Annotated in this window: 19 protein-coding genes; 17 read left to right on the top strand and 2 right to left on the bottom strand. The window is 73.5% G+C overall.

Translation table 11 applies throughout. The annotated features are described in order from the left end of the window. The 17 genes from ACFYOY_RS30855 to ACFYOY_RS30935 all read left to right on the top strand — a co-directional run bounded on the left by ACFYOY_RS30855 (window position 1) and on the right by ACFYOY_RS30935 (window position 20,485). Window positions 1-1,491, top strand: coding sequence for a phage tail sheath family protein (locus ACFYOY_RS30855; RefSeq protein ID WP_388590776.1), 1,491 nt, complete (start codon window positions 1-3; stop codon window positions 1,489-1,491). After that, window positions 1,488-2,006 (top strand): phage tail protein, encoded by a 519-nt coding sequence (locus ACFYOY_RS30860; RefSeq protein WP_078646079.1) that lies wholly within the window; start codon window positions 1,488-1,490, stop codon window positions 2,004-2,006. The genes ACFYOY_RS30855 and ACFYOY_RS30860 overlap by 4 nt, the downstream gene beginning before the upstream one ends. Window positions 2,007-2,020: 14 nt before the next feature. Further along, entirely contained in the window at window positions 2,021-2,197 is a 177-nt protein-coding gene (locus ACFYOY_RS30865; protein ID WP_351892920.1) for a putative phage tail protein, read from the top strand. A gap of 112 nt (window positions 2,198-2,309) precedes the next feature. Then, the gene (locus tag ACFYOY_RS30870; RefSeq protein ID WP_014057289.1) at window positions 2,310-2,981 is read left to right on the top strand and encodes a LysM peptidoglycan-binding domain-containing protein; all 672 of its coding nucleotides are present in this window, start codon (window positions 2,310-2,312) and stop codon (window positions 2,979-2,981) included. 10 nt (window positions 2,982-2,991) lie between these two features. Next, the gene (locus tag ACFYOY_RS30875) at window positions 2,992-4,173 is read left to right on the top strand and encodes a phage late control D family protein (protein WP_388590779.1); all 1,182 of its coding nucleotides are present in this window, start codon (window positions 2,992-2,994) and stop codon (window positions 4,171-4,173) included. 2 nt (window positions 4,174-4,175) lie between these two features. After that, window positions 4,176-4,871, top strand: coding sequence for a phage baseplate assembly protein V (locus ACFYOY_RS30880; protein WP_351892904.1), 696 nt, complete (start codon window positions 4,176-4,178; stop codon window positions 4,869-4,871). Then, window positions 4,868-5,281, top strand: coding sequence for a GPW/gp25 family protein (locus ACFYOY_RS30885; RefSeq protein ID WP_119993565.1), 414 nt, complete (start codon window positions 4,868-4,870; stop codon window positions 5,279-5,281). The genes ACFYOY_RS30880 and ACFYOY_RS30885 overlap by 4 nt, the downstream gene beginning before the upstream one ends. After that, complete coding sequence (locus ACFYOY_RS30890) at window positions 5,278-7,227, top strand: putative baseplate assembly protein (protein ID WP_351892893.1); 1,950 nt, start codon at window positions 5,278-5,280, stop codon at window positions 7,225-7,227. The genes ACFYOY_RS30885 and ACFYOY_RS30890 overlap by 4 nt, the downstream gene beginning before the upstream one ends. Further along, window positions 7,224-9,275, top strand: coding sequence for a putative baseplate assembly protein (locus ACFYOY_RS30895; protein WP_351892886.1), 2,052 nt, complete (start codon window positions 7,224-7,226; stop codon window positions 9,273-9,275). The genes ACFYOY_RS30890 and ACFYOY_RS30895 overlap by 4 nt, the downstream gene beginning before the upstream one ends. Beyond that, the gene (locus ACFYOY_RS30900) at window positions 9,272-11,236 is read left to right on the top strand and encodes a phage tail protein I (RefSeq protein WP_351892880.1); all 1,965 of its coding nucleotides are present in this window, start codon (window positions 9,272-9,274) and stop codon (window positions 11,234-11,236) included. Before ACFYOY_RS30895 ends, ACFYOY_RS30900 begins: the two co-directional genes overlap by 4 nt. Window positions 11,237-11,248: 12 nt before the next feature. Next, the gene (locus ACFYOY_RS30905) at window positions 11,249-12,505 is read left to right on the top strand and encodes a hypothetical protein (RefSeq protein WP_388590782.1); all 1,257 of its coding nucleotides are present in this window, start codon (window positions 11,249-11,251) and stop codon (window positions 12,503-12,505) included. A gap of 2 nt (window positions 12,506-12,507) precedes the next feature. Further along, complete coding sequence (locus ACFYOY_RS30910; RefSeq protein ID WP_388590784.1) at window positions 12,508-14,550, top strand: hypothetical protein; 2,043 nt, start codon at window positions 12,508-12,510, stop codon at window positions 14,548-14,550. Further along, window positions 14,547-15,680, top strand: a complete 1,134-nt coding sequence (locus ACFYOY_RS30915) for a hypothetical protein (RefSeq protein ID WP_388590786.1) — start codon at window positions 14,547-14,549, stop codon at window positions 15,678-15,680. Before ACFYOY_RS30910 ends, ACFYOY_RS30915 begins: the two co-directional genes overlap by 4 nt. Window positions 15,681-15,682: 2 nt before the next feature. Continuing rightward, window positions 15,683-16,213: a hypothetical protein gene (locus ACFYOY_RS30920; RefSeq protein WP_351892856.1), complete on the top strand. Its 531-nt coding sequence runs from the start codon at window positions 15,683-15,685 to the stop codon at window positions 16,211-16,213. Continuing rightward, entirely contained in the window at window positions 16,210-18,084 is a 1,875-nt protein-coding gene (locus ACFYOY_RS30925; protein ID WP_388590788.1) for a hypothetical protein, read from the top strand. The genes ACFYOY_RS30920 and ACFYOY_RS30925 overlap by 4 nt, the downstream gene beginning before the upstream one ends. A gap of 5 nt (window positions 18,085-18,089) precedes the next feature. Beyond that, complete coding sequence (locus ACFYOY_RS30930; RefSeq protein WP_388590790.1) at window positions 18,090-20,192, top strand: ATP-binding protein; 2,103 nt, start codon at window positions 18,090-18,092, stop codon at window positions 20,190-20,192. Between the two features lie 5 nt (window positions 20,193-20,197). Beyond that, entirely contained in the window at window positions 20,198-20,485 is a 288-nt protein-coding gene (locus tag ACFYOY_RS30935) for a hypothetical protein (RefSeq protein ID WP_351892837.1), read from the top strand. On the opposite strand, the gene ACFYOY_RS30940 is transcribed toward ACFYOY_RS30935, so the two are convergent. Beyond that, a complete protein-coding gene (locus ACFYOY_RS30940) occupies window positions 20,464-21,132 on the bottom strand; it encodes a hypothetical protein (RefSeq protein ID WP_351892834.1) in 669 nt (222 codons plus the stop codon). The two genes, ACFYOY_RS30935 and ACFYOY_RS30940, sit on opposite strands and share 22 nt — an antisense overlap. After that, window positions 21,129-25,658: a hypothetical protein gene (locus ACFYOY_RS30945; RefSeq protein ID WP_388590792.1), complete on the bottom strand. Its 4,530-nt coding sequence runs from the start codon at window positions 25,656-25,658 to the stop codon at window positions 21,129-21,131. Before ACFYOY_RS30945 ends, ACFYOY_RS30940 begins: the two co-directional genes overlap by 4 nt. Between the last annotated feature and the right edge of the window lie 118 nt (window positions 25,659-25,776).

Raw genomic sequence — 25,776 nt, forward strand, 5'->3', positions numbered from 1 at the left:
ATGGCAGGCGAAGCGCTCCCCGGCGTATCCCTCGCGTTCGCGCCGCGCGGCTCCGACACGGAGCCGCTGCGCACCGATGTGGCGGCGTTCCTGGGCCGGCTCCGCCGCGGCCCGGTCTCCACTCCGGTCCGCGTGGAGAGCTGGAACGACGTCGTGGGCACCTTCGGGCCGCCGGAGGGCGCCTTCGCCACCCCGTACGCACTGCGCGGCTTCTTCGAGAACGGCGGCCGCACCGCCTGGGTGCTCCGCGTGTCCGGACCGGCCACCACGGCCCGGACAGTGTGGACGGTCGGGCCGCTGAGCGGCTGGGACACCACGCGCTACCAGGTGATCGCCACCAGCCCGGGCGCCTGGGCCAACGGCGGGCGCGTCGCCATCCGTTACCAGGCCAGCACCGTCGCCGGGCCGCCCACCGTGGGCGTACGGGTCATGATGCCCGGCGAGCCGCCCGAGACTTTTCCCGGTCTGCCGCCGGGCGCCCTGGCCGACCGGCTGATCGCGTCCCGCTATATCCGGCTGGTCCCGGACGGGCCACCACCACCGGGGCGGCCCGGCCCGATCTCGATGTCCTGGGACCTGACGCTCGCGGGCGGCGCCGACGCTGCGCCCACCCCCGGCGCGTACACGGACGCCGTGGCCGTACAGGCCGAACTGCCGGAACCGGCGCTGGTGGCGCTGCCGGACCTGGGCGCGGACCTGTCCGGCGCCGCGCACACCGACGTGGTGCTCGAACTGCTGCGGAGCGTACAGCCGTTGCACGACCGCCTCGCCGTGCTGGACGTGCCGCCCCGGCTGTCCTCCGTGGACCAGGCGGTGGACTGGGTGGGCGCCCTCGCGGCCACCGGCGACAGCGGGCTGCTCGGCTGCGCCGCCGTCTACCACCCGCCGCTGCGCACCCCCGACGGGCAGGATGTGCGCACCGTCCCGGCGTCCGGGCACGTCCTGGGCGTCATCGCCCGCCTCGACGGCGAGCGCGGGGCGCACCACACGCCCGCGGGCGCCGTGATCCTGGAGGCGGTCGACCTCGCCGCCGAATACCCCGAGCCGCAGCAGGTCCGGCTGTTCGAAGCGGGTCTCGACCTGATCCGCTGCACCCGCGGGCGGGGGCTGGTGGTGTGGGGCGGGCGCACCCTGTCCGCCGACCCGAGCACCCGCTACATCGCCCACCGCCGGCTGGTGCATCTGCTGGTGCGCGCGATCCGGCGGGCGGCGAGCCCGCTGGTGTTCGACGTCAACTCGGCCGAGCTGCGGCTGACGTTGGTGCGCGCGCTGACCTCCGTGCTCCTCGCCGCCTACCGGGCCGGGGCGCTCGCCGGCGCCCGGCCCGAGCAGGCGTTCCGAGTGGTGTGCGACGACACGAACAACCCGCCCGAGCAGGACCCGGGGCAGCTGGTCTGTGAGATCGCGGTCGCCCCGGCCGTACCCATGGAGTTCATCCGGCTGCGTCTCGTACTCGGCCAGGACCGAGGTCTGGAGGTGATCGAGGCATGAGCCTGGATCCACTGCCGAAATACCGCTTCCTGGTCACCCTCGACCCCGGTGACGCGTATCTGCCGGCCGCGCAGGCGCTGCTGCTGCCCCTGGCCGCCTCCGGCGCGTTCCAGGAGGTCACCGGGCTCGGCGCACAGCTCGAGGTGACGAGCTACGCGGAGGGCGGCCGCAACGACTCGGTCCACCAACTGCCGCTGCGCCACTCATGGAACCGGATCACGCTCAAGCGCGGGGTGGTGCGCGACCCGGGGCTGTGGTCCTGGTACCAGGCCGGGCTCGCCGACTCGCTGGGCGCCCGCCGCGACGGGGCGGTGATCGTGCTCGGCCCGGACGGGGTGCCCGGCGCGGCGTGGGCCTTCCACGGCGGTCTCGCCGCCAAGTGGACCGGCCCGGACCTGCACGCGGAGCAGAACGCGATCGCCATCGAGTCGCTGGAGATCGCGCACGAGGGGCTGACGAAGGTCCTGCAGGACGCAGCGGCGAGCGCCTTGCCGCGCCTGATCCAGGGGAGGTGACCGAGGTGCCGAAGGTGACCATTCACCATCTCGAGGTCCGGTTCCAGGTGGACGGCGACGACGGCGCCGTGTTCACCCGCCTGTTCAACAAGCACATCCAGGCGTGGGCGAAGTTGTACGAGGACCAGTGCGCGCGCGCCCGACGCACCGAGACCGAGCGGAGCTTCGGCGACGGGGAGGGCCACCTGTGAACGTCGCACACGCGGCCGCCGGGCGGCAGACAGTGATGAAAGCCGCACCTCTGCGCCGCGCGGGCGACAGTGACATCAGCCGCTGCCGCGGCGGGGCGAACAAGGAGGCAGCGTGAGCGTGACGCCCGTGTCCTTCGCCCGCCAGGGCGCCGCCAAGGCCCGGCTGGAGATCGTACGGCCGGTGATCGCCGACGAGCGGCAGCGGCGTATCCCGCTGCGGTTCAACCCCACCGACTACAAGCTGAGCAAGAGCAACACCTTCGCCGAGATCACCATCCCCGGCCTGGAGACACCGCCCCTGCAATACGTCCGCGGCGGCACGGAGACCCTCACCGTGCAGGCGCTGGTGGACACCTCCGACACCTTGGAGAACGTACGGAAGCTCTACGTCAACGCGGTGCGCAACCTCCTGCGGCCCGACAGCCGCGAACACGCCCCGCCGGTCGTCCGGTTCGTCTGGGACGAAGAGGTCTTCACCGGCGTCGTGGAGAAGCTGGACGTCAACTACCAGCTGTTCCGGCCGGACGGTGTGCCGCTGCGGGCCATGCTGGACCTCTCGCTCAAGGAGTTCCGCACGGCCGCCGTGCAGGTCGCCGAGACACCGCGCTCGTCGCCCACGGTGGAGAAGAGCTATGTGGTGCGCCGCGGCGACACGCTCAGCTCCATCTCCGCCGCGCTCTACCGGCGGCCCGACGCCTGGCGGGAGCTGGCCCGTGCCAATGGCATCAGCGACCCGCGGGAGCTGCGGCCGGGCCGTGTGCTGACCGTGCCCCGGCTGCCGTGAGGAGCGCCCGATGAGCACCCCCACACCCGAGGTTGCGTCGCCCGACCGGTACGCGCCCGAGTTCGACGTGCGCATCGAGGGCCTGGAGATGGACCCGTCCACCAAGAACGACATCATCGACATCAAGGTGAACCGGGACATCGACGAGTTGTCAGGGTTCGACCTCACCCTGAACAACTGGGACGACGCCAATCTGCGGTTCAAGCACAGCGATTCGCCGCGCTTCCGGCTCGGCGGCCGGGTCTCGGTGCGGCTCGGCTACGCCGACAAACTGCTCACCGTCGCCACCGGCACCATCTCCACGCTCAGCCCGAAGTTCACCGACGGCGCGTCGCCCACCGTCCAGGTCAGCGGGGTGGACGGGCTGCTGCGGCTCAAGGACCGCAAGCCCACCGAGAACGAGACCAAGATCTACCGCAATCTGCCCGACTGGCGGATCGCCGAGCAGATCGCCCAGCGCAACCATCTGCGCATCGAGGTCACCAGGGAAGGGCCCACCCACGACCGGGTGGTGCAGAAGAACCAGGACGACGCGACGTTTCTGCTGGAGCGGGCCAAACGGCTCGACTTCGACTGCTACATCCTCCCCGACGCGACGACCGGCGAGGACACGCTGTACTTCATCAAGCCGACCGACGGCCGCGACGGACGCCCGATCCGGCTGTACCGGCTGGCGTACGCGCCGGGGCTGAGCACCGGCCCCACCGGCCGGCCCGCGGGGCTGATCCCCAACCTGATCGAGTTCACCCCCACCCTGACCGTCTCCCAGCAGGTCAGCAAGGTCACCGTGCGCGGCTGGGACCCCCGTACCAAAGCGCCGATCGCGTTCACCGCGACCGCCGACAACCTTCCCGCCGGGCAGAACACGGCCGACGGGCAGAGCGGGCCGCAGGCCGCCGAGTCCACGCTGCAGGGCCGCCAGGAGGTCGTCGTCGACGCGCCCGTCGGCAGCGACCAGGAGGCCCGCGAACTGGCGATCAGCCTGTTGCGCGAGCGTGCGTACGAGTTCATCACCGCGACCGGCAAGGTGGCGGGCCTGCCCGAGCTGCGGCCCGGCGACAACCTGGAGATCTACGGCCTCGGCCGCCGCTTCTCGGGCACCTACTTCGTCAAGCGGGTCGAGCACACCCTCAACACCAGTGGTTTCTTCACCCAGTTCACCGCTCGGCGGATCCATCAGGGGGACCAGTGACCATGAGGAGCACGCCACGCGCCCGCTCCACCGACAAGCGCTACTACGGCGTCGTCGAAGCGCTCGTCGTGGAGAACGAGGGCGATGACGAAGGCCAGGTCAAGCTGAAGTTCCCCTGGTTCGACGACACCACGGTCACCGACTGGGTCCGGGTCGGCCAGCTGTACGCGGGCGGCGGCTACGGTTCGGTGTTCGTCCCCGAGAAGGGCGATGAGGTGCTTGTCGCCTTCGTCCACGGGGACATGCGGTACCCGATCGTGCTCGGTGGCCTCTACAACGGCGAGGACAAGCCGCCGACCGCCCGCGCCGAGGGCCGCGACCAGAAGATGATCCGGACCCGGCACGGCCATGAAGTGCTCTTCGACGACACCGAGTCCAAGGCGGCCGTACGCATCACCTCGGCCGCCGGACACGTGGTGGAACTGGACGACCAGGGCAAGGCGCTGCGGATCACCGCGGCCGAGGGCGGCAGCGTCACCGTGACCGCACAAGGTGAGATCACCCTCAAGGCGCCGAAGGTGACGGTCGACTCCTCCTCCATCGACCTCGGCGGCGGCGCCACCGAACCGCTGGTGCTCGGCAACGCGCTGCTCCAGGCGTTCAACACCCACACCCACCCCTCCGCCGCCGGGCCGACCGGCCCGCCGGCCCCGCCGCTCACTCCCGCCGTACTGGCCAAGAAGGCGAGGACGGCATGAGCGAGGAGTTCCTCGGGACCGGCTGGCGTTTCCCGATCCTGCCCGACGCGTCCGGGCGGCTCGGGTACGCCGTCGGGGAGGAGAGCATCGAGCACTGTCTGCGGGCGCTGCTGCTCACCGGCACCGGCGAGCGGGTGATGCGGCCCGAACTGGGCACCCGGGCCCACGAGTTGGTGTTCGCACCCGGCAGTGTGCAGAACCTGCGCGACCTTGAGCAGTCGATCGCCGCCGCCGTCCGTGACCATGAGCCGCGGGTGGAACTGGAGGAGGTCCGCGCGGAGGCCGACCCGGCCGATGAGTCGCGGATCACCGTCTCGGTCGTCTACCGCATCCGGCGCAGCAACACCAAGGCGAACCTGGTGTTCCCGTTCTACACCGGCCTCACCGGCTTCACCGGGGGCATCTCATGACCCTGCCCGCGCCGAAGCTGGACGACCTCACCTGGGCCGACATGATGGCGGCCATCCGCCGCCGGATCCCCGCCGAGTCCGACGGCACCTGGACGCTGCACGCGCCCGTCGACCCCGGCGTCACCCTCCTCGAACTCTTCGCCTACCTCCTCGAACAGCGGCTGTACTGGCTCGACCAGGTGCCGGACGCGCTCGTGGTCGCCATACTGCGGCTGCTCGGCCTCGAACCGCCGCGTCCCGCCCGGCCCGCCGCCACCGTGCTGCGGCTCGCCGCCCGGCAGGAGGGCACTGACGTACCCGTGGTCCCCGCCGGGACGGCGCTGACCCGGGACCCCACCGGGCAGGTGGTCTTCACCCTCGACGACGACGTGGCCGTCCTCCCGCTCGCCGAGGGCGGTGAGGTCACCGTGTGGACCGACCGCGACCGCACGGCCGACCTGCGGGCCCGCCGCGGCATCGCGCTGCTGGCGAGCGACGGCGCTCCGGCACAGGTGCGGTTCACCCTGCCGCTCGCCGGGGCGCATCCCGCGCCCGGCCCGATCGGCCTGCTCGTCGAGCTGGACGCGCCCGCCGCGTCCGCGCCCTCGTGGCTGCCCGGGGCGGTCGTCGACGTACCGCCTCCGGCGGAGCTGACCTGGTCCTGGTTCCGGCCGGGCACGGAGGTCTCCGGCGGGTTCGAGAAGGTCGAGGACGGCACGGCCGGGCTCAGACGGTCCGGTGTCGTCCGGCTGCATCCCCCGGCCGGCTGGACCACTCGGGACACCGGGCTCCTGGTCTCGACCCCGGCCGCCACGTATACGGCCCCGCCTCGGCTCCTCCAGCTCGCCGTCAACGTCTCCGCCGCGCACCACCGTACGGACCGCACCGTGAGCGGCCCCGACCTCCGCGAGCAGATCGACGCCTGGCTCAGACTGCCCGGCCAGCATCTCGTCCTGCCGGACGCCGCAGGCCGCCTCCTGGAGGCCACCCTGCGGCTGGCCGGCCAGGAGTGGCTGCCGGTGCCCGACTTCACCTTCGGCGCACCGGCCGACCAGATCTTCGTCCTCGACCGGGCCGAGGGCGCGCTGGTGTTCGGCGACGGACTCACCGGGCGTATCCCCCGCCCGGACCCGGACGCGCACATCGCCTACGTGACCGGCGGCGGCCGGGGCGGCAATGGCGGCATGACCGGCAACTGGCGGCCGGCCGACGACCTTCCGGCCCCGCAGGCAGCGCTCTCGGCCGCCAACCTCGTCCGGGCCGAAGGCGGCACGGACCCGGAGACGATCACCGAGGCGCGCCAACGCGCCGCCGCGTCCCTGGGGGAGGTGACCCGCGCGGTCACCGCCGACGACTACGTCACCCTGGTCCGTACGACACCGGGCGTCGCCATCGCCCGCGCCCACCCGGCCGTCGGCGAGCACCCCGGCTTCCCGTGCGCCACGGTGCCCGGCGCGGTGACCGTCCATATCGTCCCGGCCGCGCCCCGCGACGACCTCACCCGCGAGGACTTCGTCGCCGCGCCGCTTCCCGACCCCGGCATGCTGCGCGCGGCCGCCGCCCGCCTCGACCAGACGCGGCTGCTCACCTCCGAGGTCTTCGTCCGCGCGCCCCGCTACCGCGAGGTGACGCTGCGCGTCACCCTGTCCGGCGACCCGGCCGACCACCCCCGCGTGTCCACCGCGCTCACCGCCGCGCTGCGCCGCTTCCTCGACCCGCTCGTGGGCGGTGAGGACCAGGACGGCTGGCCGTTCGGACAGCCGCTACGGCCCTCCGCCCTGCTGCGGGCCGCGCAGCGGTCGCTGGGGGACCTCGCGGACGTCGCCGCCGTGGCGATCGGCCTCGACGGGGCCGAACCGGACGAGGAGTGCGACGAGGTGCCGCTCGGCCCGGGCGAGCTTCCCGTCCTGCGGACGGTCCACACCCGGATCGTGCCCGCCGCCGAACCGGGGGAGGGGCTGGCATGACCGGCGAGGTGTGGTGGGAGAAGGACGCGCGGGAACGGGAGAGGGAGGACGGGCGGATCGTGCCCGGCCCCGGCCCGACCGGCGGCCGGCCCGAACTGGTCGACGCGACGCGCGAGGCCGTCCGCGCCGACGTACGCGGCCGGATCGCGGGCTACACCCCGGACTGGACCGACCCCGACCGGCAGGACGCCGGTGTCGCTCTCGTCCGCCTCTTCGGCACCCAGGCCGAACCCGTGCTCGGCCGCGTCAACCGGTTGCCGGAGAAGGTCCTGGCCGAGCATCTGGCGACCGCGGGCGTGCGCCGGCGTCCGGCCGGCGCGGCGGCGGCGCTCCTGGAGTTCACCGTCAACCCGCCGGACGGCGCCTCCGTGCTCGTCCCCGCCGGGTTCCAGAGCGCCGCCTCGACCCCTGCCGGGCAGGTCGTCTACGAGACGGACCAGGACCTGTACGCCACCCCGGCCACCCTCGCGGACCTCGCCGTCCAGGAGGCCGGAACGCTACAGGCCCTGCCGCTGGGGCCGTCCGGACCCAGCCGCCCCTTCGAGCCCTTCGGCCGCGACCCGGAGCCCGGCAACGCGCTGTGGATCGGACTCGCCGGGCCGGCCGGACCCTACCCGCGGCTGTCGCTGGGCTTCGTGGTCGTCGCCGCTCCCCCCGCCCCCGCGGCCGCCGGCGGCGCGGCGCCCCTGCCGCTGCCGCCCGCGCCGCTGCTGCGCTGGGATGTGCTGGACGGCAACCGGCTCGTACCGGCCGAGGTGATGCGGGACTCCACGGCCGGGCTCGGCGCCGGCGGAACCGTCGAGCTGAGGGTCCCGCGCTCCTGGGAGCCGGGCAGCCCGTCCGGCACCCGGCCCCGGCTGCGCTGGCTGCGCCTGCGGATCGCGCACGGCGCCTTCGCCGGGCCCGCGCCCGTGCTGTCCGGACTGCGGCTGAACGTGGTCGCCGCCACCGCCGCCCGCACCATCCGGGACGAGCCGCTGCAGCCCGTCCAGGACCTCGCGGCGACCGGGCGGCGGCGCATGAAGCTCAGTCAGGTGCCCATCCTCGCCGGATCGGTGGTCATCGAGGTCGACGACGACACGGGCGGCGACGTGTTCGGCACCACGGTCGGCACCGCGTCCCGGTGGCGTGAGGTGGAGAGCCTGGCCGGGTACGGCGCCGACGACCGGGTGTTCACCGTGGACCACGAGAGCGGCGAGGTGACCTTCGGGGACGGCGTCAGCGGCGCGGCCGTCCCGCCCGGCTTCCGCAACGTGCGCGCCGTGCGCTACCGCGTGGGCGGCGGCAGCGCCGGCGCCGTAGCGGCGGGCGCGGTGAACGGGGTGGTGACCGCGCTGCCGTTCGTCACCGGCGTGGGCAACCCCTTCCCGGCCTCCGGCGGAACGGATGCCGAGCCCGACGCCGACGCCATGCGCCGCGGCGCCGGTGAACTGCGGGCCCGCGGCCGCGCCGTGGCCCCGGCCGACTACGGGCAGCTCGCCACCCGCGCGCCCGGTGCCTCGGTGGCCCGCGCCCGGGGCGTGCCCGGCCTGCACCCCGACTTCGCCGGGGTGCCGATCCCGGGCGTGGTGGGAGTCCTCGTCGTACCACCCCTACCGCCGGGCGACGACGCGAGCGAACCGCCGGTCCCCACCGCCGCGACCCTGCGGGCCGTCGCCGACTTTCTCATCCGTGAAGCCGCCCCCGCCGGAGTCACGGTGGTCGCCGCCCCCGCGCCGTACCGCCGCGTCGCCGTGGAGTCCTGGGTCTCCCTCGACCCCGGCCTCGACCGGGCCGCGGTCCTGGCCCGGGCCGGGGACGCGGTGCGCACCTACCTGGATCCGCTGCGCGGCGGGGAGGACGGCGCGGGCTGGCCGTTCGGCGGCGCGCTGCGCCACACGGCACTGGTCCGGCGGCTCCTGGCGGTCGACGGGGTGCTGGCCGTGACCCGGCTCGCGCTCACCGTCGACGGGGTGCGCCGCCCGCCCTGCACCGACCACACCCTCCCGCCCCACACCCTGATCTGGCCGGAGCGCCCGCTGCTGATCCCGGTAGGAGACCGGCCATGACGTGCACACCGCACCCCGCGACCTTCCGGCTGCTCGACGCCTACGTCGGCTGGGACGAGCCGGCCGGCGGCGAACCGGGCGTGGACGGCATCGTCGGCTTCGACGACCCGGCCGGTCTCCGGCTCGCCCACCGCGGCGCCGACCCGGAGGGCCCCACCAGGGACCAGCTGCTGCCGTGGTTCCCCGACCCCCGCCTCGCGCCCGGATGCGGGCCGTGCGGCTGGTACCTGCTCGTCCCCGGCGAGCGGCGGCTGCTGCGCCGCGACAGGTGCAGCGGTGCCTTCACCCCCGTCTGGCCGTCCGACTGCGATCCTGGCCCGCTGCGCGAGCCGGTCTCCGTCGCCGCGCGCGGACACCGGCTGGCCGTCGTGGAGTCCGACCGGGTCCTGGTGTGGCGCCGCGAGGGCGAGCAACTCGCCGGTGTGATCCGGGCCGAGCGGCCCCGATGGGCCGCCCTCGGCCCCGGCGACGACATCCTGGTGGCCTGCCAGGGCGGCACGGAACTGCGGTGGTACGACTCGACCGGCGGCTTCCGCGGCATGCTGCGCACCGGCGCGCCCGGCGAGATCATCGGCCTGCGCACCGGACCGGAGCGGACCGTGTGGCTGCTCACCGACGACGGCGGACGGCTCGGGATCCACCGGGGCGGCCACGGCCGCCCCTTCCGCCCTGTCACCGTGGACGAACTGGCCGCGGCCCTGCCGCCGTCCACGCTCACCTCGGCGGGCGAGGAATGGTTCTGCCTGAGCGAGAAGGGCCCGGAGGGCCCCGAGACCATCTGCCTCACCTGGCAGGGCCTGCCCCGGGACCCCGCGCCACCGGCCACCGGCGCGTATGTCACCAGCGGGTCGTACCTCACCACCCTGATCGACAGCGGCATCTCGCGGTGCCGCTGGCACCGGGTGCGCGTGGACGCCGACGTGCCCGCCGGGACGGCGGCCGCCGTCGAGATCGTGGTGAGCGAGGACGGGCGGTACGAGGAGAGCGACTGGCAGGCGTCGGCCCCCGGTGCCACGGACTTCCTCGTCGACCAGCCGCCCGGCCGCTTCCTGCGGCTGCGGCTGCGGCTGTCGGGCGACGGGGGCTCGACTCCGGTTGTCCGCCGGATCCGGCTGGACTTCCCCCGGGTCACCAGCGCCGATCTGCTGCCACCCGCCTTCCGCGAGGATCCCGCGGCCGACGACTTCACCGAGCGCTTCCTGTCGCTGTTCGACGCCACGCTCGCCCAGCTCGACCGGGTGATCGAGCGCTACCCGTCGCTCCTGGACCCGGCCGGTGTCCCTGACCAGGCGCTGCCGTGGCTGGCCGGTCTGCTGGGCCTGTCGTTCGAGGCGGGCTGGGACGCCCGCACCCGGCGCGCGCTGCTGGCCGCGGCCCCGGAGCTGTACCGGCGCCGGGGCACGCCGTGGGCGCTGCGGGAGGCGGTGCGCATCGTGTTCGGGGTGACCCCGGTCGTCGACGAGCTGGCGACGGACCGCCGCTGGGCGTGGCTGCGCGCGGCACAGCGAGCAGGCGGACCGGCCCAAGGGCTCGGCGCCGTGCGGCTGTTCGGCCGGTCGGCGAGCCGCTTCCGGGTCGGTGGCACGGTGCTGGGGGCGGCGCCGCTGCGCGCGTTCGGCACACCGGACAGCGACCCGTTCACCGCGCACGCGCACCGGTTCCGGCTGCTCCTGCCCGCCGGATCGGCGGACGCGGCGGCGCTGCGGCGGCTGGTGGAGCGGCAGGCGCCCGCGCACACGGTGGGCTCGGTACGCACCGGCGGCGCGGGGTTCGTGGTCGGTTCGCGGTCCACGGTCGGCGTGGACACCGCGTTCGTCCCGCTCCCGGCGCCCGTACTGGGCGGTGCGCACCCCGTGCGGCTGAACCGCGACGGGGTGCTCAGGCCAGGACCGAGAGGGTTGCGCCGAGGGGTGGGCGTGGGAGTCGTCTCCGCCGTCGGCATTCAGACACAAGTGTCGTGAGAGGACGGGGCGATGACCGAGCCAGGAACACCGAGGACCGAGGAGTTCGACGCGCCACCACTGCGCCGGCTGCGGTACTTCCACGGCCAGATGCTGGGCGCGCGGGACTTCCAGCGCGAACAGGAGTACCACCGTGCGAAGTTGAGACTGCGCATGCGCTGTCTGCTCGGCTACGGCGTGGTGTGCGGCCTGCATGTGGAGCCGGTGCCGCGGGACGAGGACGACTGCCCGCCGGACGACGCCGCCGAGGAGCCCACGCGGCCCGGGGAGAGCGCGGAGGAGGGCGGTGCCGAGCCGGAACGCACCCGGCGCAGGGCCAAGGTGCGGATCACTCCCGGTCTCGCCGTGGACTGCGAGGGCAACGAGGTCGTGGTGCGCGGCGGCTGCGTGATCGACCTGTGGAAGGCGCTGCCCCCGCAGGAACGGGACACCGAGACCGTCTGGGTCGGCATCGAGTACGCCGAGCGGCCCGTCGAGCCCACCCGCGCCGTCTACAACGACGCCTGCGCGGATACCTCCGACTGCGAGTTCGGCTGGACCGAGGAGTGCTACACGGTGCGGGTCACCGGGTGCGAGCCACCGGTGGACGAGCGCTGTGACACCTGCTGCTCGGCGTGCGAGCACACGGTGCTGTGGCTGGCCAGGATCACTTACGTCGACTGGTACGAGCCGGTGCGCCGCGACCAGATCCATATGAACGTACGCCGCCCGTTCGGCCGCCATCTGCCCACGGTGATCACCGGCATCAACTGGATCCACGGACACACCTACACCATCGACGAGGCCAAGGAGCTCCTCGGCACCCAGAACGAGGACGGCGGGCTCGTGGTGCGGTTCTCCGCCGACGTACGGTCCGACTCGCTGCGGCCCGGCGTGGTGGAGCTCCAGGTCATCGAGGGCGGCAGCGGCCGCAACGCCTCCACCTGGTACATGGGCGGCACGTTCACCGAACCGGACCCGGAAGCCGACGAGTGCGACGAGTTCACCCGGGAGTTCCGCTACCGCCAGACCACCCGCGAGACGCTGCAGGACGGCGACCGCGTACTGATCACCGTCCGCGCCGCGTTCCTCCTGGATCGCTGCTGCCGCCCGGTCGACGGCACCCACGTCGGCGGACGCGTCCCGGTCATCCACACCGGTGCGACCTTGTCGGCCGACCACGGCGGCGAGTGCTGCGACCTCCCGCCCTCGGGCATCGGGCCCTGGACGTCCGGCACCGGCGCGGGCGGGGACGTCTTCGAGAGCTGGTTCTTCGTGAAGGAGCGCTGATCATGCGAACAGACTGCGGATGCGGCTGCGGTGGCGACGCCACCCGGACCTCCGCCTTCGTACGTCCTCGCTTCTTCGCAGGGCAACTGCTGACCGAGGACGATCTCAGCCTGCTGGTCGAGTACACGACGGCGAAGACCAGACTGCACAATCGTTCCCTGTACGGGCCGGGCGTCATCTGCGGCCTCGGCGTCACCTGCGACCCGTGCGGCGGCGGAACCGTGGCGGTGCACCCCGGACACGCGCTGGACTGCGCCGGAAACGACATCGTGGTGCCCTGCACCGAGCGGGTCGACGTCCAGGCACTGGTGCGGGAGCGGCGCATCAGCGCGCTCGGTGTGGACTGTGGGGAAAACTGCGCCGACAACGCCGATGAGGGCGGGCGCCGTTACGGGCTCTACGTGCGCTACCGGGAGCTGCCCGTCGAGCCGGTGGCCCCGTACGCCACGGAGGAGCCCTGTCCGTCACCGGGATGCGTGCCCTCCAGAATCCAGGAGGGGTTCCAATTCGTCGTCAAGTGCGACGACTTCGAGGACCACCGCCACAACCCCGGCACCCGGCTCCTCATGAGCCTCGGCGACCTCGCACGGGCCGACCGGGCCCGCACCCGCGACCGGCGGCTCGGCCACTACACCGATGCCCTGACCGTCGCGTCGCTCGCCACGGGCCGGGCCTTCCGCTTCGACGCCGCCGACGCGGGGCGGTACGCCACCGCCCTCGGCTGGCTGCGCGAGAACGCGGGCGGGGAGGGCCCGCCCTCCCCGCCGACGGCCCGCGAGATGACCGAGCACGTCCGCGCGCTGGCCGCCGCCATCGCCCGGTACGACACCTACGACCCGGCCGGGCAGCAGCAGCTCGGGAGGGACTATCCGGACCTCGCCACCGTGCGCGAGGCCCGCGGCGTCCTGGGCACGGCCTGCGAGCGGCTCAGGGGCGCCGACATGGAAGCCTCGTGGCCGGACCCGCTGCGCCGCACGATCGCCCACGCCGTCGTCACCGAGGCCGCGGCCCGCGTCGTACCGGAGCGGGGCGACCCGGACGCGCCGCTGGAAGTACGCATGCTGGCCCAGGGCATGCCGCTCGCCCATGCGCTGCGGGTGGAGTTCCGCGCGGACCTCGGCCTGATCCGGGAGTGGCTGCTGTGCCGGCTGGACCAGGCCGCCGACCTCGCCGACTGCGCGCTGCGCACGGACGTCGCCGCCGCCGACGTACCCCCGCTGCTGCCGCCCCCGCCGCCGGACAGCACCGAGAAGGCGACCGTCGCCGAGGTGCAGCAGATCGCGGAGGCGGCCGCGGCCCTGGGCACCGCGCTGCGCCGGTTCCTGACCGACGCGGCATGCGCCACGCTCAACCCGCCGTGCGGCGACTGCACCGACACCGACGTCCTGCTCGCGCGCCTGGAGTTGGACGGCTGCGATGTCGTACGGGTCTGCTCGGCCACCCGGGAGCAGGTGCTGCCGGGCGGATCGGCGTACGGCGAGTGGCTGCCCAAGCTCTACCGGCTGCGGGAACTCGCCGAGCGCGTGTGCTGCCTGCCCGTGCCGCACCACCAGAAGCCGACGCTCCCGTCCGAGGGCCCGGTGGCGCGCCCGTACGCGGACGACCTGCTCGGCGACTGGCCGCGCACCGGGGACCTGGAGGAGATGCTGTCCCTGCTGCTGACCCCCGCACCCGGCGAGACACCACCCAAAGCGCTGCACGAACAGGTCTACACGACCCCCAGTGAAGTCACCGACAGCATGCAGGAGCTCGCCCGGCTCAGGACCCAGGTCTCGGACCTCACCGCCGCCGTGGAGGGGCTGCGCGCCCAACTGGGCAGCGCCCGTACGCAGATGACCCACCTGGAGGAGCAGGTGCCGGAACGGCTCGGGCCCCGCCTCGCGGACCTCGAAGGCACATCGGACCGAGCGGCGGACCAGGGACCGGACCAGCCGGATCAGCCCGACCAACCTGGCCAGGGGCCGGAGAAGGGGGCCGAACCCGCCAGGCCCCCGGCCAAGCGAAGCCGCTCGCCCCGCACCCGGAAGCCGGGTGAGACGCCATGACGGGCCCGATGCGCCCCGCCTTCCACGAGGGCCACGTGCTGGCCGCCGCGGACCTGTCGGCCACCGTGGAGTACGCCCGCGCCGGGGCCGCGCGGCACGCGCGGCATCTGCACGAGTGGGGCATCGTCGAAGGGCTCGGCCTCGCCACCGAGCCCCGTACCGACCCGCTGACGGGCGTCCGCCATGTCGAGGTGAGCGTCTCGGCCGGGATCGCCGTCGACGGGACGGGCCGCGAAGTGGTCCTCACCGAGCCGGTCGTGCTGCGCGAGAGCGACTTCGACGAGGTCAACGGCGCGGACCAGCCGACGGACGAGCCCTACCCGGTCTTCCTCACCGCGGCCGACCGGGAACCGGCCCAGCTCCCCGGTCCGGTCTCCTGCTCCGGGAGCACCGCGAAGACCCGGGTGGAGGAGTCGTACCAGATCCTCTTCGGGCGCCTCGGCGACGAGCGGCTGGCCGCGGAGCAGCAGCCGCCCGCGATCGGCGCCCCACCGGCCGATCCGCCCGCCCGCTGGCTCGTCCTGCTGGGCTATGTCCACTGGGCGGACGGCCACTTCAGCGGCGTCGAGACCACGGCACGCGGCGTCGCTGCGCGGTTCGCCGGAGTGCGCGCGGACACCGTCGCGGCCCGGTCGGGCGCGCTGACCCTGCGGACCGGCCCGGAGGCCGAGGAGGGCAAGCCCGCCCTCGTCCTGTCCGGCGGCGACCAGCCCACCCTGGTCTTCGGCCTCTACCAGGGCGGCGCGGTCGCTCCGCTGATGACCCTGGCGGCCAACGGCAACCTGACGATCGAGGGCAGCTTCAGCGGCCGGATGCCGGCCGGCAGCACGCTGGTGACCTCCGGGACCGCCACCGACGGAATGCTGCTGCCGCTGCCGTCCGGCATCACCCCGGAACAGGTCGCCGACGGCCGGGTCGTGATTCATGTCCATCTCACCCCGCGCACACCGCCCCTCGGGGACACGACGCTGTACAGCCCGGTGGAGGCCAGCGTGGACGCAGACCGGCGGGTCCGCTGCCGGGTGCGTCTGTACGACCCCCTGAAGGCCGCGGCCGAGGTCGTCGAACAGCCCGGTGCGGTCGACTTCCTCGTCCTGGCGACGGTCGCGCCGACGAACGGAGGTGGCTGACGATGGCGCTTTCCGTGGTGTACGCCGTCGACACCGGCCACGTCGTGGGCGCGCTGGCCCTGACCGGCACCGGTGCCCCGGACGAGGTGGCCGCACTCGTCGGCCGCGCGCTGCCGTTGCGCGTATCCCTGGACGGAGGCCGCGTCGCGGCCCTTCCGCTGAGCGCCCGGGACCTCGCCGTGGCGGCCGTGGACGACGAACCGGCCGCCCTCGCCGAGCCGTTGGCCTTCGGGGTCGAGGTGACGCCCGAGGGCAAACCCAAACCGGCGCTGGTGCGGCTCGCGTCGTGGACCGAGGGCATCGCGCTCGCTACGGACGGGCTCACCGTCACCGTGAAGGTCGCCGTGGCCCGCTCCACCCCCGTGGTCGCCCTGGTCTCCGACGAGCAGGACACCCATGTGCTGGCCGGGGAGATCCCCGCCCAGCAGACCCAGGTGAAACTGCCGGTGACCCTCGTGGCGGGCAGCGTGCACGGTGTGCTGGTGCTCGCCACCGGCTGGGCGGGCCACCTGGGGAAGGTGAAGGTGACGTGAGCGCGCCCACCGCGCCGGCCGTCGGCGGGACCGGCGAGGTCGGCGACGACGGTGAGCCCGGCGAGATCACGGTGCACCGGTGCACCGTGACGGTGGTCCGGCGCGGTGGGTGGAGCTGGGGGCCCGAGCCGCGCGGCCTGGTCCGCCAGGTGGTCGAGGCCCTGCCGGAGTTGCTGGCGGACCACTTCGCCGAGCGGCTGGCGGCCGACGGGCCGGACGTGGAGATCACCGAACCGCTGACCGTCACCGTCCGGCCGGGCCGTCACGGCTGGTCCGGCCGGCCGGCGGGCGGCGGGCGGCCCGTCGAGGTCCACTTCGCGCCGGTGCCGATGGTGGAGGTCCCCGTCGAGGCGCCCGCCGCCGACGCCGTGTCCTTCGAGGAATCCTTCGCGGTGGCGCCGGATCCGTGGACCGCCCCGAGTCCCGCCGCGCTCTTCGCCGAACTCGCCGAGCGCGGCGAACTGGACGCGCTGCTCGCCCTGTTGCCGGACGCGTCGGTACGGGCGTATCTGCTCGCCCTGCTCGGCGTCGACGACACGGCGGCCGCACGGCTGCTCGCCGAACTCGTCGGGCGCGCTGTCGCGGCAGACCCTCCGCCCGCCGGCCCGCACGGCGAGGCCGCCCGCCCCGGGCCCGCCGAGCCGCTGCCCGAGCGGCTGCGCGCGGCGGTCGCGGGCGCCGACGCGGCGGACCTCCCGCGGCTGCTCGCCGACTTCCTGGCGCCGGCGGACCGCGAGGAGGCGGTACGGCCGGCCCGGCCCCCGGCCGGACCGTACGACCCGGGCGCCGAGGAGGCGTCCGGCGCGGCGGGCGGCACCGGCGCGGTGAGTGGTACCTCCGCCGGGTCGAGCACCGCCGCCGGGGTGCGCACCACCGGCGAGGTGCAGGTCTGGTCCGCCCTGCCCTTCCTGCTCGCCGGGCCACTGGCCCGCATCGGGTACCTCGACGCGATCGGGCCCGCCCTGTCCGGCGTCGAACTGGTGCAGGACGCACCGCTGTTCGCGGCGGCCCTGGCGTACAAGGTGCTGGGCGCCACCGCACGGGGCTGGCGGCGTGCTGAACGGGACAGCGAGGCCGCGGCCGCCTTCGCCGGTCTCTCCCCACCCCTCGACGAAGAGCGGCTGACTGCCTTCGCCCGCCAGGCGCGCCCCGCGCTCCCGGTCCTCGACGGCGTCCTGGCGCTGTCCGTATGCCGCGGCCACGACCCCGCCGACCCGCTGCTGCTCACGGAGGCCGACGATGGGCTGCTGCTGATCGACGCCCACGGCATGTTCCCAATCGCCTGGGTCGCGGAGGCCGCCGGGCTGCTGCCGCACTGGCGGTCCTGCGGGCGGCCGCCCGTGCTGCTCTGCGACGGGCCCCTGCCCCCGGGCACCCTGCGCGACCTCGTCTCCGCGGGCGTGCCGTTCCTCACCGGCGTACGGCCGCTGCGCGGCGACCCGGTGGCGCGGCTGCCCTGGCGCACGCCGCTGTGGAGCGCGCCGGGCGCCGCACCGGACATGCGCCTCGCCGCGGAACTGCCCGCCCACGCCCGGCGGTGCGCGGACCTGGTGACCGCCCTGGTCACCGAGCGCCGGTCGGTGCCGCTCGCCCAGGACGGCGGTCTGGAGCGCACCGTCACCCTGGCCGCCGCGCTCGGCCTGTCCACGATCGCCTGGACGCTCTGGCGCGAGCGCGAGGCACCGGATCCGCTCCTGGCCCTGGACCGCTTCGCCGATCTGGAGGCCACGGTGCGGTTCGAGGCCGCGGCCGTCCGGGTGCGCGTCCCGATGGGACGGCGCCACGCGGACCTCCTGCGCGGCGGGCTGCTCGCCGATGTGCCCGACGTGGCCTGGCTGGGAGGCCGGACCCTGACCTTCTCGGCCGGGTGAGGCCCATGGGTGAACCAGCGCTGGAGCATCTGCGGATCCGGCTGGCGGGCCTGCACCGGGTGCTCAGGGCCGCCGTCGAGCGCCAGGCTGGGCTCGCCGCCCGGCTCACCAGGCCCGACCTCACCCCGTACTGCGTGACCGACGAACAGGTCGACGTGCTGCTCGGCGAAGTGCACGCCTTTACCGACGCCATGGCCGAGCCGTACGCCCCCCGGCAGCCGGAGCCGGAAGCCGAACGGGACCTGAGGCGGCGCGCGTCCGCCGAGGGCACGACCCTGCCGCTGGACGCCCTCGCCACCCGGTTCGGCCTGACCCGGGCCGAGCAGGACGCCCTGCTCCTGGCCGCCGCGCCCGAACTGGACCGCGGCTATGAGCGGATCTACGCCTACGTCGTGGACAACCTGAACCGGCGGCTGCCGAGCGTGGAACTGCTGGTGGCCGTGGGCGCGGACACCGCCGCGGCCCGCCTCGCCCTGCGCCGCTCCCTCGGCCCGGCCGGGCCGCTGCGCCGGTACGGGCTGCTGCGCGCGCACGGCGAGGCCGCCGTCGAACTCGCCCAGGAACTGGTCCCCGGCCCCGGGGTGCTGGACTTCCTGCTGGGCTGGGGCGGCGACGTGGGACTGCTCGGCCACGACCCCGGCGAGGTCGCACCGCCGGAGCCCCGCGTGCTGTCCCCGTACCTCTCCTCGGACCGGCTCATCCGGCTGGGCCGGGCGCTGGGCTCCGGCGACCTCGACCTGGCCGGGCTGTGGGGCTGCCCGCCCGACGGCCAGCTCGACGCCGTACAGGCGCTGGCCCGGGCCGCCGGGGCGCCGCTGCGTACCCTGACCGCCGACCCCGAGGCCGATCTGCGGACGGCCGCCGTGCTGGGCGCCGTGCTGTGGATCCCCACCGACGACCTGCACGGCGAGGCGCACCGGCCCGCCGCCGACGCGGTGTCCGCCGCGCTGCTGCGCTCGCGCGTGCCGGTGTGCCTGACCGGTCTGAAGCCCTGGCGCCCGGCGGGCCTGCTCGCCGCGCGCGGGTACGCCGAACTCACCGTGCCCGTACCGGGGTATACCGAACGCCGGGCGATGTGGTCGGCAGCGCTCCCGGACCTTAACGGAACCCTCCTCGAAGACCTCGCCGTCCGCTACCGGATGAGCGGCGGCGAACTGCGCGCCGTCGCCTCGGTCGCGGACGCCGGGGCACGCCTGGCCGGCAACGGACACCCGGAGCCGGTCGCCGACCATGTCGAGCCCGCCATCGCCACCGTCACCCGCGGCCGCAGCGGCAGCGCCGTCCACGCGCTCACGCCCCGGCGCACCGTCGGCGACCTGGTCCTGCCCGATGTCCAGTTCCGCCAGATCCTGGAGATCGCGTCGGCCTTCCGCGCCTGGCCCCGGATCGCCGAGAGCTGGGGGTTCGCCCGCCGCTCGGGGCACGGCGGGGTCAAGGCGCTCTTCACCGGGGAGCCCGGAACCGGCAAGACCATGTCCGCCGAGATCGTCACCGGCATGCTCGGCCTGGAACTGCTCAAGGTGGATCTCGCCCAGGTCGTCTCCAAATGGGTGGGGGAGACGGAGAAGAACATGGAGATCGCGTTCCGGCAGGCCGAGGAGAGCCACGCCGTACTGCTCTTCGACGAGGCCGACGCCCTGTTCGGCAAGCGCGGCGAGGTGAAGCACGGCACCGACCGCTACGCCAATCTGGAAGTCGGCTATCTGCTGCAACGCCTGGAGGCCAGCGACGGCCTGGTCATCCTGACCAGCAACCTGAAGGACAACATCGACCCGGCCTTCACCCGGCGCTTCCACTTCGTCGTCCACTTCCCCCGCCCGGCCGCCGCCGAACGCCGCAGACTGTGGCGCCTCGCCTTCCCCGAGGAGGCCCCGCTCGCGCCCGACGTGGACCTGGAGGCCCTGGCTCGCCTGGACATGACGGGCGCCGCCATCGCCGCGGCGGCCCGCACGGCGGCACTGGCGGCGGCGGACGGAAGCGGCGATACGATTGCCATGCGCCATGTCGTACGTGGTGTGGCACGCCAGTTCCAACGCGAGGCCCGCCTGCTCCGCCCGGCCGAACTGGGCCCGCACGCCCATCTGCTCGACGACGGAACCCCGGGGTGAAGCCGATGCTGCCCACCGAACCCCCGCTCTCCCTCCACCGCCTGGTGGCCCCGGTCCCACCGGCCCGCCCCCAGGAGACGGCAGTGGCCACCCACCAGGTCCCGGCCGCGGCCCCCGCCCCGCCCGCGGCGAAACCGCCGACCGTCGTCGAACGTCTGCTCGCTGGGCAGGACCAGCTGGGCAACGCGGCGGTGGCGGGCGCGGCGGCCCGGACGAGTCCTGTCGTGCCCCCGGTGGCGGGCACGGTGGTGGTACTGAAGCCGAAGGCCGCTCAGCCCCCCGCGTCCCCCTGACCCTCGGCGAGGCGCTCGGTGACCTGCCGCTGCAACTCCTCGACGCGCTCCAGGGAGGCGTACGCCCGGTCCACCTCGTCGTCGTCCACCGAACCGGCGCCCCAGTTCGACGGGGAGCGGAGTTCCTTCTCCAACCGGCGGACGGACGCGGTGTGCTCGGCGTGCAGGATCTCCAGCAGGGAGGTACCGCAGGCCAGGGCGGACTCGGCGGCGGAGGACTCGAAGAGGCGGAAGACCGTTGAGCGGCCGGCCCGCAGCTCGCTGAGCCGGTAGCAGACGATCCGGTCCTCCCTGCCGGGATCGGCGGCGGGCACGCGGACGAGCGGCATCAGGTCGAGGTCCCCGGCCAGGAGCCGCAGTTCGGTGCCGATCAGGCCGTCGGGCTCGGCCGCCGGGCCGCCGCCCCGGTCGGGCGGTACGGCCAGCTGCCAGGGCTGGTTGGTGAAGAGCGCCAGCAGATGCAGCCGCCACAGCCCCCCTTCCGCGATGACGAAGACCTCTTCGGGGAACGCGACGCCGTAGCACTCGCGCAGCACCTCGCGCGGGCCGAGCCCCGTCCCGTACAGCGCTCGCGCCAGGCGGGCCATCGACGCGTAGTCGTCGCGTGCCGCTTCGGCGCGCAGCCGGTCGACGGCGTCCGAGGTCATCGCCGGTCTCCTCGGCGGCCCCTGCCTTCGGACGGCTTCTTCGTGACGGCGTCCAAGGCCAGGCTGATGTTCTTCCAGACCTTGGCGAGCTGGGGAGCGGTCATCGCCGAGATGATCTCCTGGGTCGTCTCATGCGCCGTGTCGACGGCCTGCTTGACCGCGGGGTCCTCGCTCACCGCCTGGAGCCTGTTCAGGGCCTCGACATCGGCGTCGAGCCGCTTCTTGAGCGCTCTGACGGCGGGGCTTCTGCCGGTCAGGCTCGGGTTGTCGGCCATGAGCATGGCGGTGTCCTCGACATAGGAGAAAATCTTGTTCTGCATCAGGCGCTGGGCCGTCTCGTCCAGTCCCGGGGTGGCGCGGGTGAACTCCCTGGCCAGGGTACGGGCGCTGGCGTTCGACTGCGACTGGATGATGAGCGCGTACATCCGGTGCGCGGTGCGCAGCGTCTCCTCGCCGCCGCGCACGCGCATCCTGCCCTGGGCGGCCCGGCGGACGGCAAGCGGGGTGACGGTGAGGCCCCGGGCCTCGTCGCCGGGGAGCGGGCTCGTGCCGGTGCTCGCGTCGGGCGCGTACGCCACGGAGAAGTCGGTGCCGAATGCCTTCATGAGCGCGTTGCGCATCGCCCGGCCCTCGGCGCCGCGTGCGCCGAAGAGCAGGCCCTGGACCTCCAGCAGGGCGAGGCCCCGGGCGTCCTGGAAGATCCCGCTGACGCGGCCCTCCTGACCGTCCCACGCCTTGATGAGCAGGTTCGGCTCCGTCGGGTAGAGCATCTGCGGATACTTCTTGGCGATGCCGACCCGAATGGCCCGGTCCAGTTCGTTGGCCAGCCGCGTCAGCTGCTTCGCGCGGCGGTCGGCCTTTCTGCCCCAGTCGAAGTCGTCGAAGTGATAGCCGCCGATCGTGAGCAGCGGATGAGCCCCCATCTCGGTGAGCACCTTCTCGTACGCTCTGAGGACCCCCACGCCGCTGATGGCGGCGACGCCGGTATCGGCGTCCTGGCTCACGATGTGGACCTGCTGGTTCACGTCCTTGAGGATGTTCACCGCCGACTTGGTGTACTCGGAGCGGATCACCTCGTCGCGGAAGATGCCGTAGGGGAGCGCGCCCTTGTCGCGCAGACCCTTCTCGTTGGCCTCGGCCCGCCGCTTGTTGGAGCCTTCGAGCTGCTGGTAGGCCGCGCGTACCTCCTCGATGCCGACCTTGCGATTGCGCTTGCCCTTGACCCACCTGGGGGTCCAGACGAAGCCGAACACCGCCATCAGGAGTTCGGGCTTGCGGCCGACGCTGTTGATGGCGCCCGCGATGGCGTCGCCCTCCTGCGGGTTGAGCCGCTCGAAGGAGTTGATGCCGATGACGACGGCGGTCCGCGCCGCCGCCATGTCCTGGGCGTGCAGGGCCCCCGTGCCCTGCCACGCCTTGTCCAGGTAGCGGATCGCGACCGTGGGGTTCTTCGTGATCTCGGCGGGGATGGCGGCCATGTTGACGACGAAGCCGAGCCAGCGGTCGTTCCCCTCGATGGGCTGGTCGATCGGCTGGAGCTGCACGACCGCGTGCGGGTGGCGCTTGATGGGGAACTTCCCCTGCGCCCGGTCGATCCGGTACGGGAAGAGCTCCTTGTACGAGGTGCTCTTCGAGGGGTTGATGGCCACCAACACGGCGTAGGTGTCGGAACCCTTCTTCTTCAGGTCGATCCGGGTGAGGCGGTGGCGCCTCTTGATGGCCGGGAGCCCTTCGCGGATCGACTCCTCCGTGGCGCCTTCCGCATTGAGCAGGCCCGTCGCTTCGCGTACGGCGGCGTCCAGAGCCCGCAGCATGTCCTTCTCGGATCGCTTGTCCGGCCGACTCTTCTTCGGGTCGCCCCTGCGCTTCGGCCGCCGCCGGTCGGGACGGCGCCGCTGGTCCGGACGCTTCCGCCGGCGCGGGCTGCCCGGCCGCTTCCGGTCCGGCCGGCGCTTCGGTCCCGGTTTGGGCTTCTTCTTGTCGAACCTCGACTTGATCTTGGCCCACAGCTTCTTCACCAGGCCCACGATCTTGTCGATCACCCAGTCCACCGCCCGCCCCACCGGCTTGGACATCGCCTGGACGATCCCCTTGACGCGGGAGGCGATCCCGCCCACGCCCAGGATCGCCGCGAGCACGCCCAGCAGGACCGGGATCGAGCGGGCCAGGGCCTGTTCGATCAGGCTCGGGACGCCGCCGCTGCCGCCTCTGGCGATCGCGATGACCGCGTCGAGCACGGCGTTCACGAACTCGAAGATCTGGCGGGCCTGGGTGACGATGAACCGCACGATGTCGATGATCAGCTTCACCGCGCGGACGAACGCGGACGCGGGGTTGAGCAGCGAGATCACCCACATGATCCCGGCGACGACGATCGTCGGCGTGACATAGGCGATGACCTTGTCCAGCAGGTCCTTGCGCAGATCGCCCACGCGCGCCTTGAGGTCGTGCCACATCCCGGCGACGCCTCGCTTGCGGACCTCCGCGACCAGCGGCACCGCGGTCTCGGCCGCCGAGACCGCCGGTTCCATCTTCGGGACCTTGCGGACGATCCGGGCGCGGATGGACTGCCAGGTCAGCCCGAGCAGGGAGCCGAGCATCTTCAGGACGCCCTGGGTGTCGAACTTCGACGGCAGTTCGATGCCCGCCTCGGCCGTCTTGCCGAGCAGCCAGGACAGGATGCCCTGCTGCAGATGGCGGCCGATGTTCCGCAGGAACTGCCGCAGGCCGGCTCCGACGGCCGAGACCAGGTTGCGCAGGAAGCCGATCGGGTCCTTGAGGATCAGCATGACCGCCGACGCGGCCTTGGCGAGGACCGACAGCAGCAGCCGCTTCAGCTCCAGGATGGTGTTGATCACGGACTTGACCGCGTCCACGGCCTTGGCCACCAGGCCCTTGTTCTTCTCCTTCTCCGCGTCGATCTCGTCGTCGACGGACTTGAGCGCGTCGGTGTACTTGGTAGCCAGCGTGTCGACGAGCTGGGTGCCCTTGTCGTCCACGGACTGGGTGAGTTCGTCGAACTTGTCGGCGAATTCGGCGGCCGCCTGCTGCCCGATGGCCCGCAGGTCGGCCGGGAGTTTGCGGACCGCGGTCTGCAACTCGGCCCGGCCCTGCGCGATACGGTGCTTGGCCCGGTTCAGCTCCGCGCCGATGGTGTCGGCGACGTCCGAGATCACCTGCCGCATCCGGCGGACGTAATTGTCGCGGGCCTCCTCGAAGATCTTGTCGGCTTCGGCGGGCAGCCCGGCGAACTTGTCCCGCACCCAGCGCAGTTTGCCCGTCACACCCGAGTACCGGCGGTCCTTGTACTCGTCCATCTTCCGCTGGTGCTCGGCGGTGAACGCGTCCCGCGCTGCCTTCTCACCCCTGCCGAACTGGTCGTCGACCAGCTTGTCGAGGCCGTCGAGGATCGCCTCGACGTCCTTCTTCATCGTGTCGAAGACCCCTTGCAGAAGCGTCGTGACCTGCGCCCGCTTCTCTTCGTCCCGCCCCTTGGCACCGGACTTGCCGGCACCGACCTGCTGCCCGGTCCGCGCCCGCTGGGCGCCCATCGAGCCCATGGCCGCCGCGCCCAGCCGCCGCGCCGTCGCGGTGGCCGCGTTCAGCTCCTTCTTCTCGTGCCCCCGCATCCGGCCGGGAGCCGCCTCGGAGTGGCGCTCGGCGGCCTTCTTCTCGTCCAGCGCCTTCTTGAACGTGGGCTCGTTGGACTTCTGCAACTGTGCCTCGGTGACCTGCGCGCCCGCCATCCGTTGCTTGAGCTTGGCGGGGCCCGCGGACATATCGGTGGCCGACGGTGGCAGCTTGTCCGGTACGGCGTGCGCCGGATTCGGCGTGCCCGGGGCCCCGGGAGGCCGGTCCGGCGTCAGCGGTACGACCTTCTTGGGCACGGCCGCCGAGGTGTCCGGTGGCGCGGCGGTCGTGGTGGCGATCTGTTCAGCCGAGTCCGCCTTGCCGTCGCCGACCTTGCCGTGCACCTCCGCGCGGACCTCATCGGCCTTGCCGGAGTCAGCGAACTTGTCGGCCTCGTCGAGGTTCTTCGGTGCCTTCTCGGCGATCGCCTTCTCGACCGCCCTGATGAACGCGTCCTTGTCGAAGTCCTTCGGCTTGGCCTCGTTCATCTTCTCGGCGTTGGCGGTCTTGCCCTGTGCCTCTTCGTCGTCCTTGGGCGGCCGGGCGGCCTCCTGCGCGGCCCCGGCCTCCGTCCTCGGGGGTGGGTGCGAGCTCGCGACCGAGCGCTTCTTGCGCCGTACGTCCTTCTTCAGCGTCGCGAACTTCGGATCCGCGCCCGGGCCGGGCCGTGCCTTCGTCTCCGGCGCGGCGCCTGAGACGGCGGCCGCGGGAGTCGCCTCCGCCACCTCCACCGGTGGCGCCGGTTCGGCTGTGGGCGGCTGCCGAGGGCCGGGCTCGGTACGGCGAGCCGCCGCGACCGCGCCATTGCCGACCATGTCCTGCCCGGCAGGCGGCAACCGGGCGGAGGATGGTGGCAGCGCCGCCGGTCCGCGTCCACCGGACAAGGCGGCCGTCACCGCCGCGTTGGACGGAGGGAACTGGGGCCGTGCGGGGCCGTGTACTTCCGGCCGATCCTGTGTGGGCACAGGCACCGTCTTCGACACCCGGGGCCGCTGCGCGAGAGCCTTCGGCGGT

It is taken from the genome of Streptomyces sp. NPDC007875 (assembly GCF_042868035.1).
Lineage (GTDB): Bacteria > Actinomycetota > Actinomycetes > Streptomycetales > Streptomycetaceae > Streptomyces > Streptomyces antimycoticus.

Coding starts and splice junctions, on each gene's coding strand:
- ACFYOY_RS30855 (WP_388590776.1), top strand. CDS start 1: ATGGCAGGCGAAGCGCTCCCCGGCGTATCCCTCGCGTTCGCGCCGCGC.
- ACFYOY_RS30860 (WP_078646079.1), top strand. CDS start 1,488: ATGAGCCTGGATCCACTGCCGAAATACCGCTTCCTGGTCACCCTCGAC.
- ACFYOY_RS30875 (WP_388590779.1), top strand. CDS start 2,992: ATGAGCACCCCCACACCCGAGGTTGCGTCGCCCGACCGGTACGCGCCC.
- ACFYOY_RS30880 (WP_351892904.1), top strand. CDS start 4,176: ATGAGGAGCACGCCACGCGCCCGCTCCACCGACAAGCGCTACTACGGC.
- ACFYOY_RS30885 (WP_119993565.1), top strand. CDS start 4,868: ATGAGCGAGGAGTTCCTCGGGACCGGCTGGCGTTTCCCGATCCTGCCC.
- ACFYOY_RS30890 (WP_351892893.1), top strand. CDS start 5,278: ATGACCCTGCCCGCGCCGAAGCTGGACGACCTCACCTGGGCCGACATG.
- ACFYOY_RS30895 (WP_351892886.1), top strand. CDS start 7,224: ATGACCGGCGAGGTGTGGTGGGAGAAGGACGCGCGGGAACGGGAGAGG.
- ACFYOY_RS30900 (WP_351892880.1), top strand. CDS start 9,272: ATGACGTGCACACCGCACCCCGCGACCTTCCGGCTGCTCGACGCCTAC.
- ACFYOY_RS30905 (WP_388590782.1), top strand. CDS start 11,249: ATGACCGAGCCAGGAACACCGAGGACCGAGGAGTTCGACGCGCCACCA.
- ACFYOY_RS30910 (WP_388590784.1), top strand. CDS start 12,508: ATGCGAACAGACTGCGGATGCGGCTGCGGTGGCGACGCCACCCGGACC.
- ACFYOY_RS30915 (WP_388590786.1), top strand. CDS start 14,547: ATGACGGGCCCGATGCGCCCCGCCTTCCACGAGGGCCACGTGCTGGCC.
- ACFYOY_RS30920 (WP_351892856.1), top strand. CDS start 15,683: ATGGCGCTTTCCGTGGTGTACGCCGTCGACACCGGCCACGTCGTGGGC.
- ACFYOY_RS30930 (WP_388590790.1), top strand. CDS start 18,090: ATGGGTGAACCAGCGCTGGAGCATCTGCGGATCCGGCTGGCGGGCCTG.
- ACFYOY_RS30935 (WP_351892837.1), top strand. CDS start 20,198: ATGCTGCCCACCGAACCCCCGCTCTCCCTCCACCGCCTGGTGGCCCCG.
- ACFYOY_RS30940 (WP_351892834.1), bottom strand. CDS start 21,132: ATGACCTCGGACGCCGTCGACCGGCTGCGCGCCGAAGCGGCACGCGAC.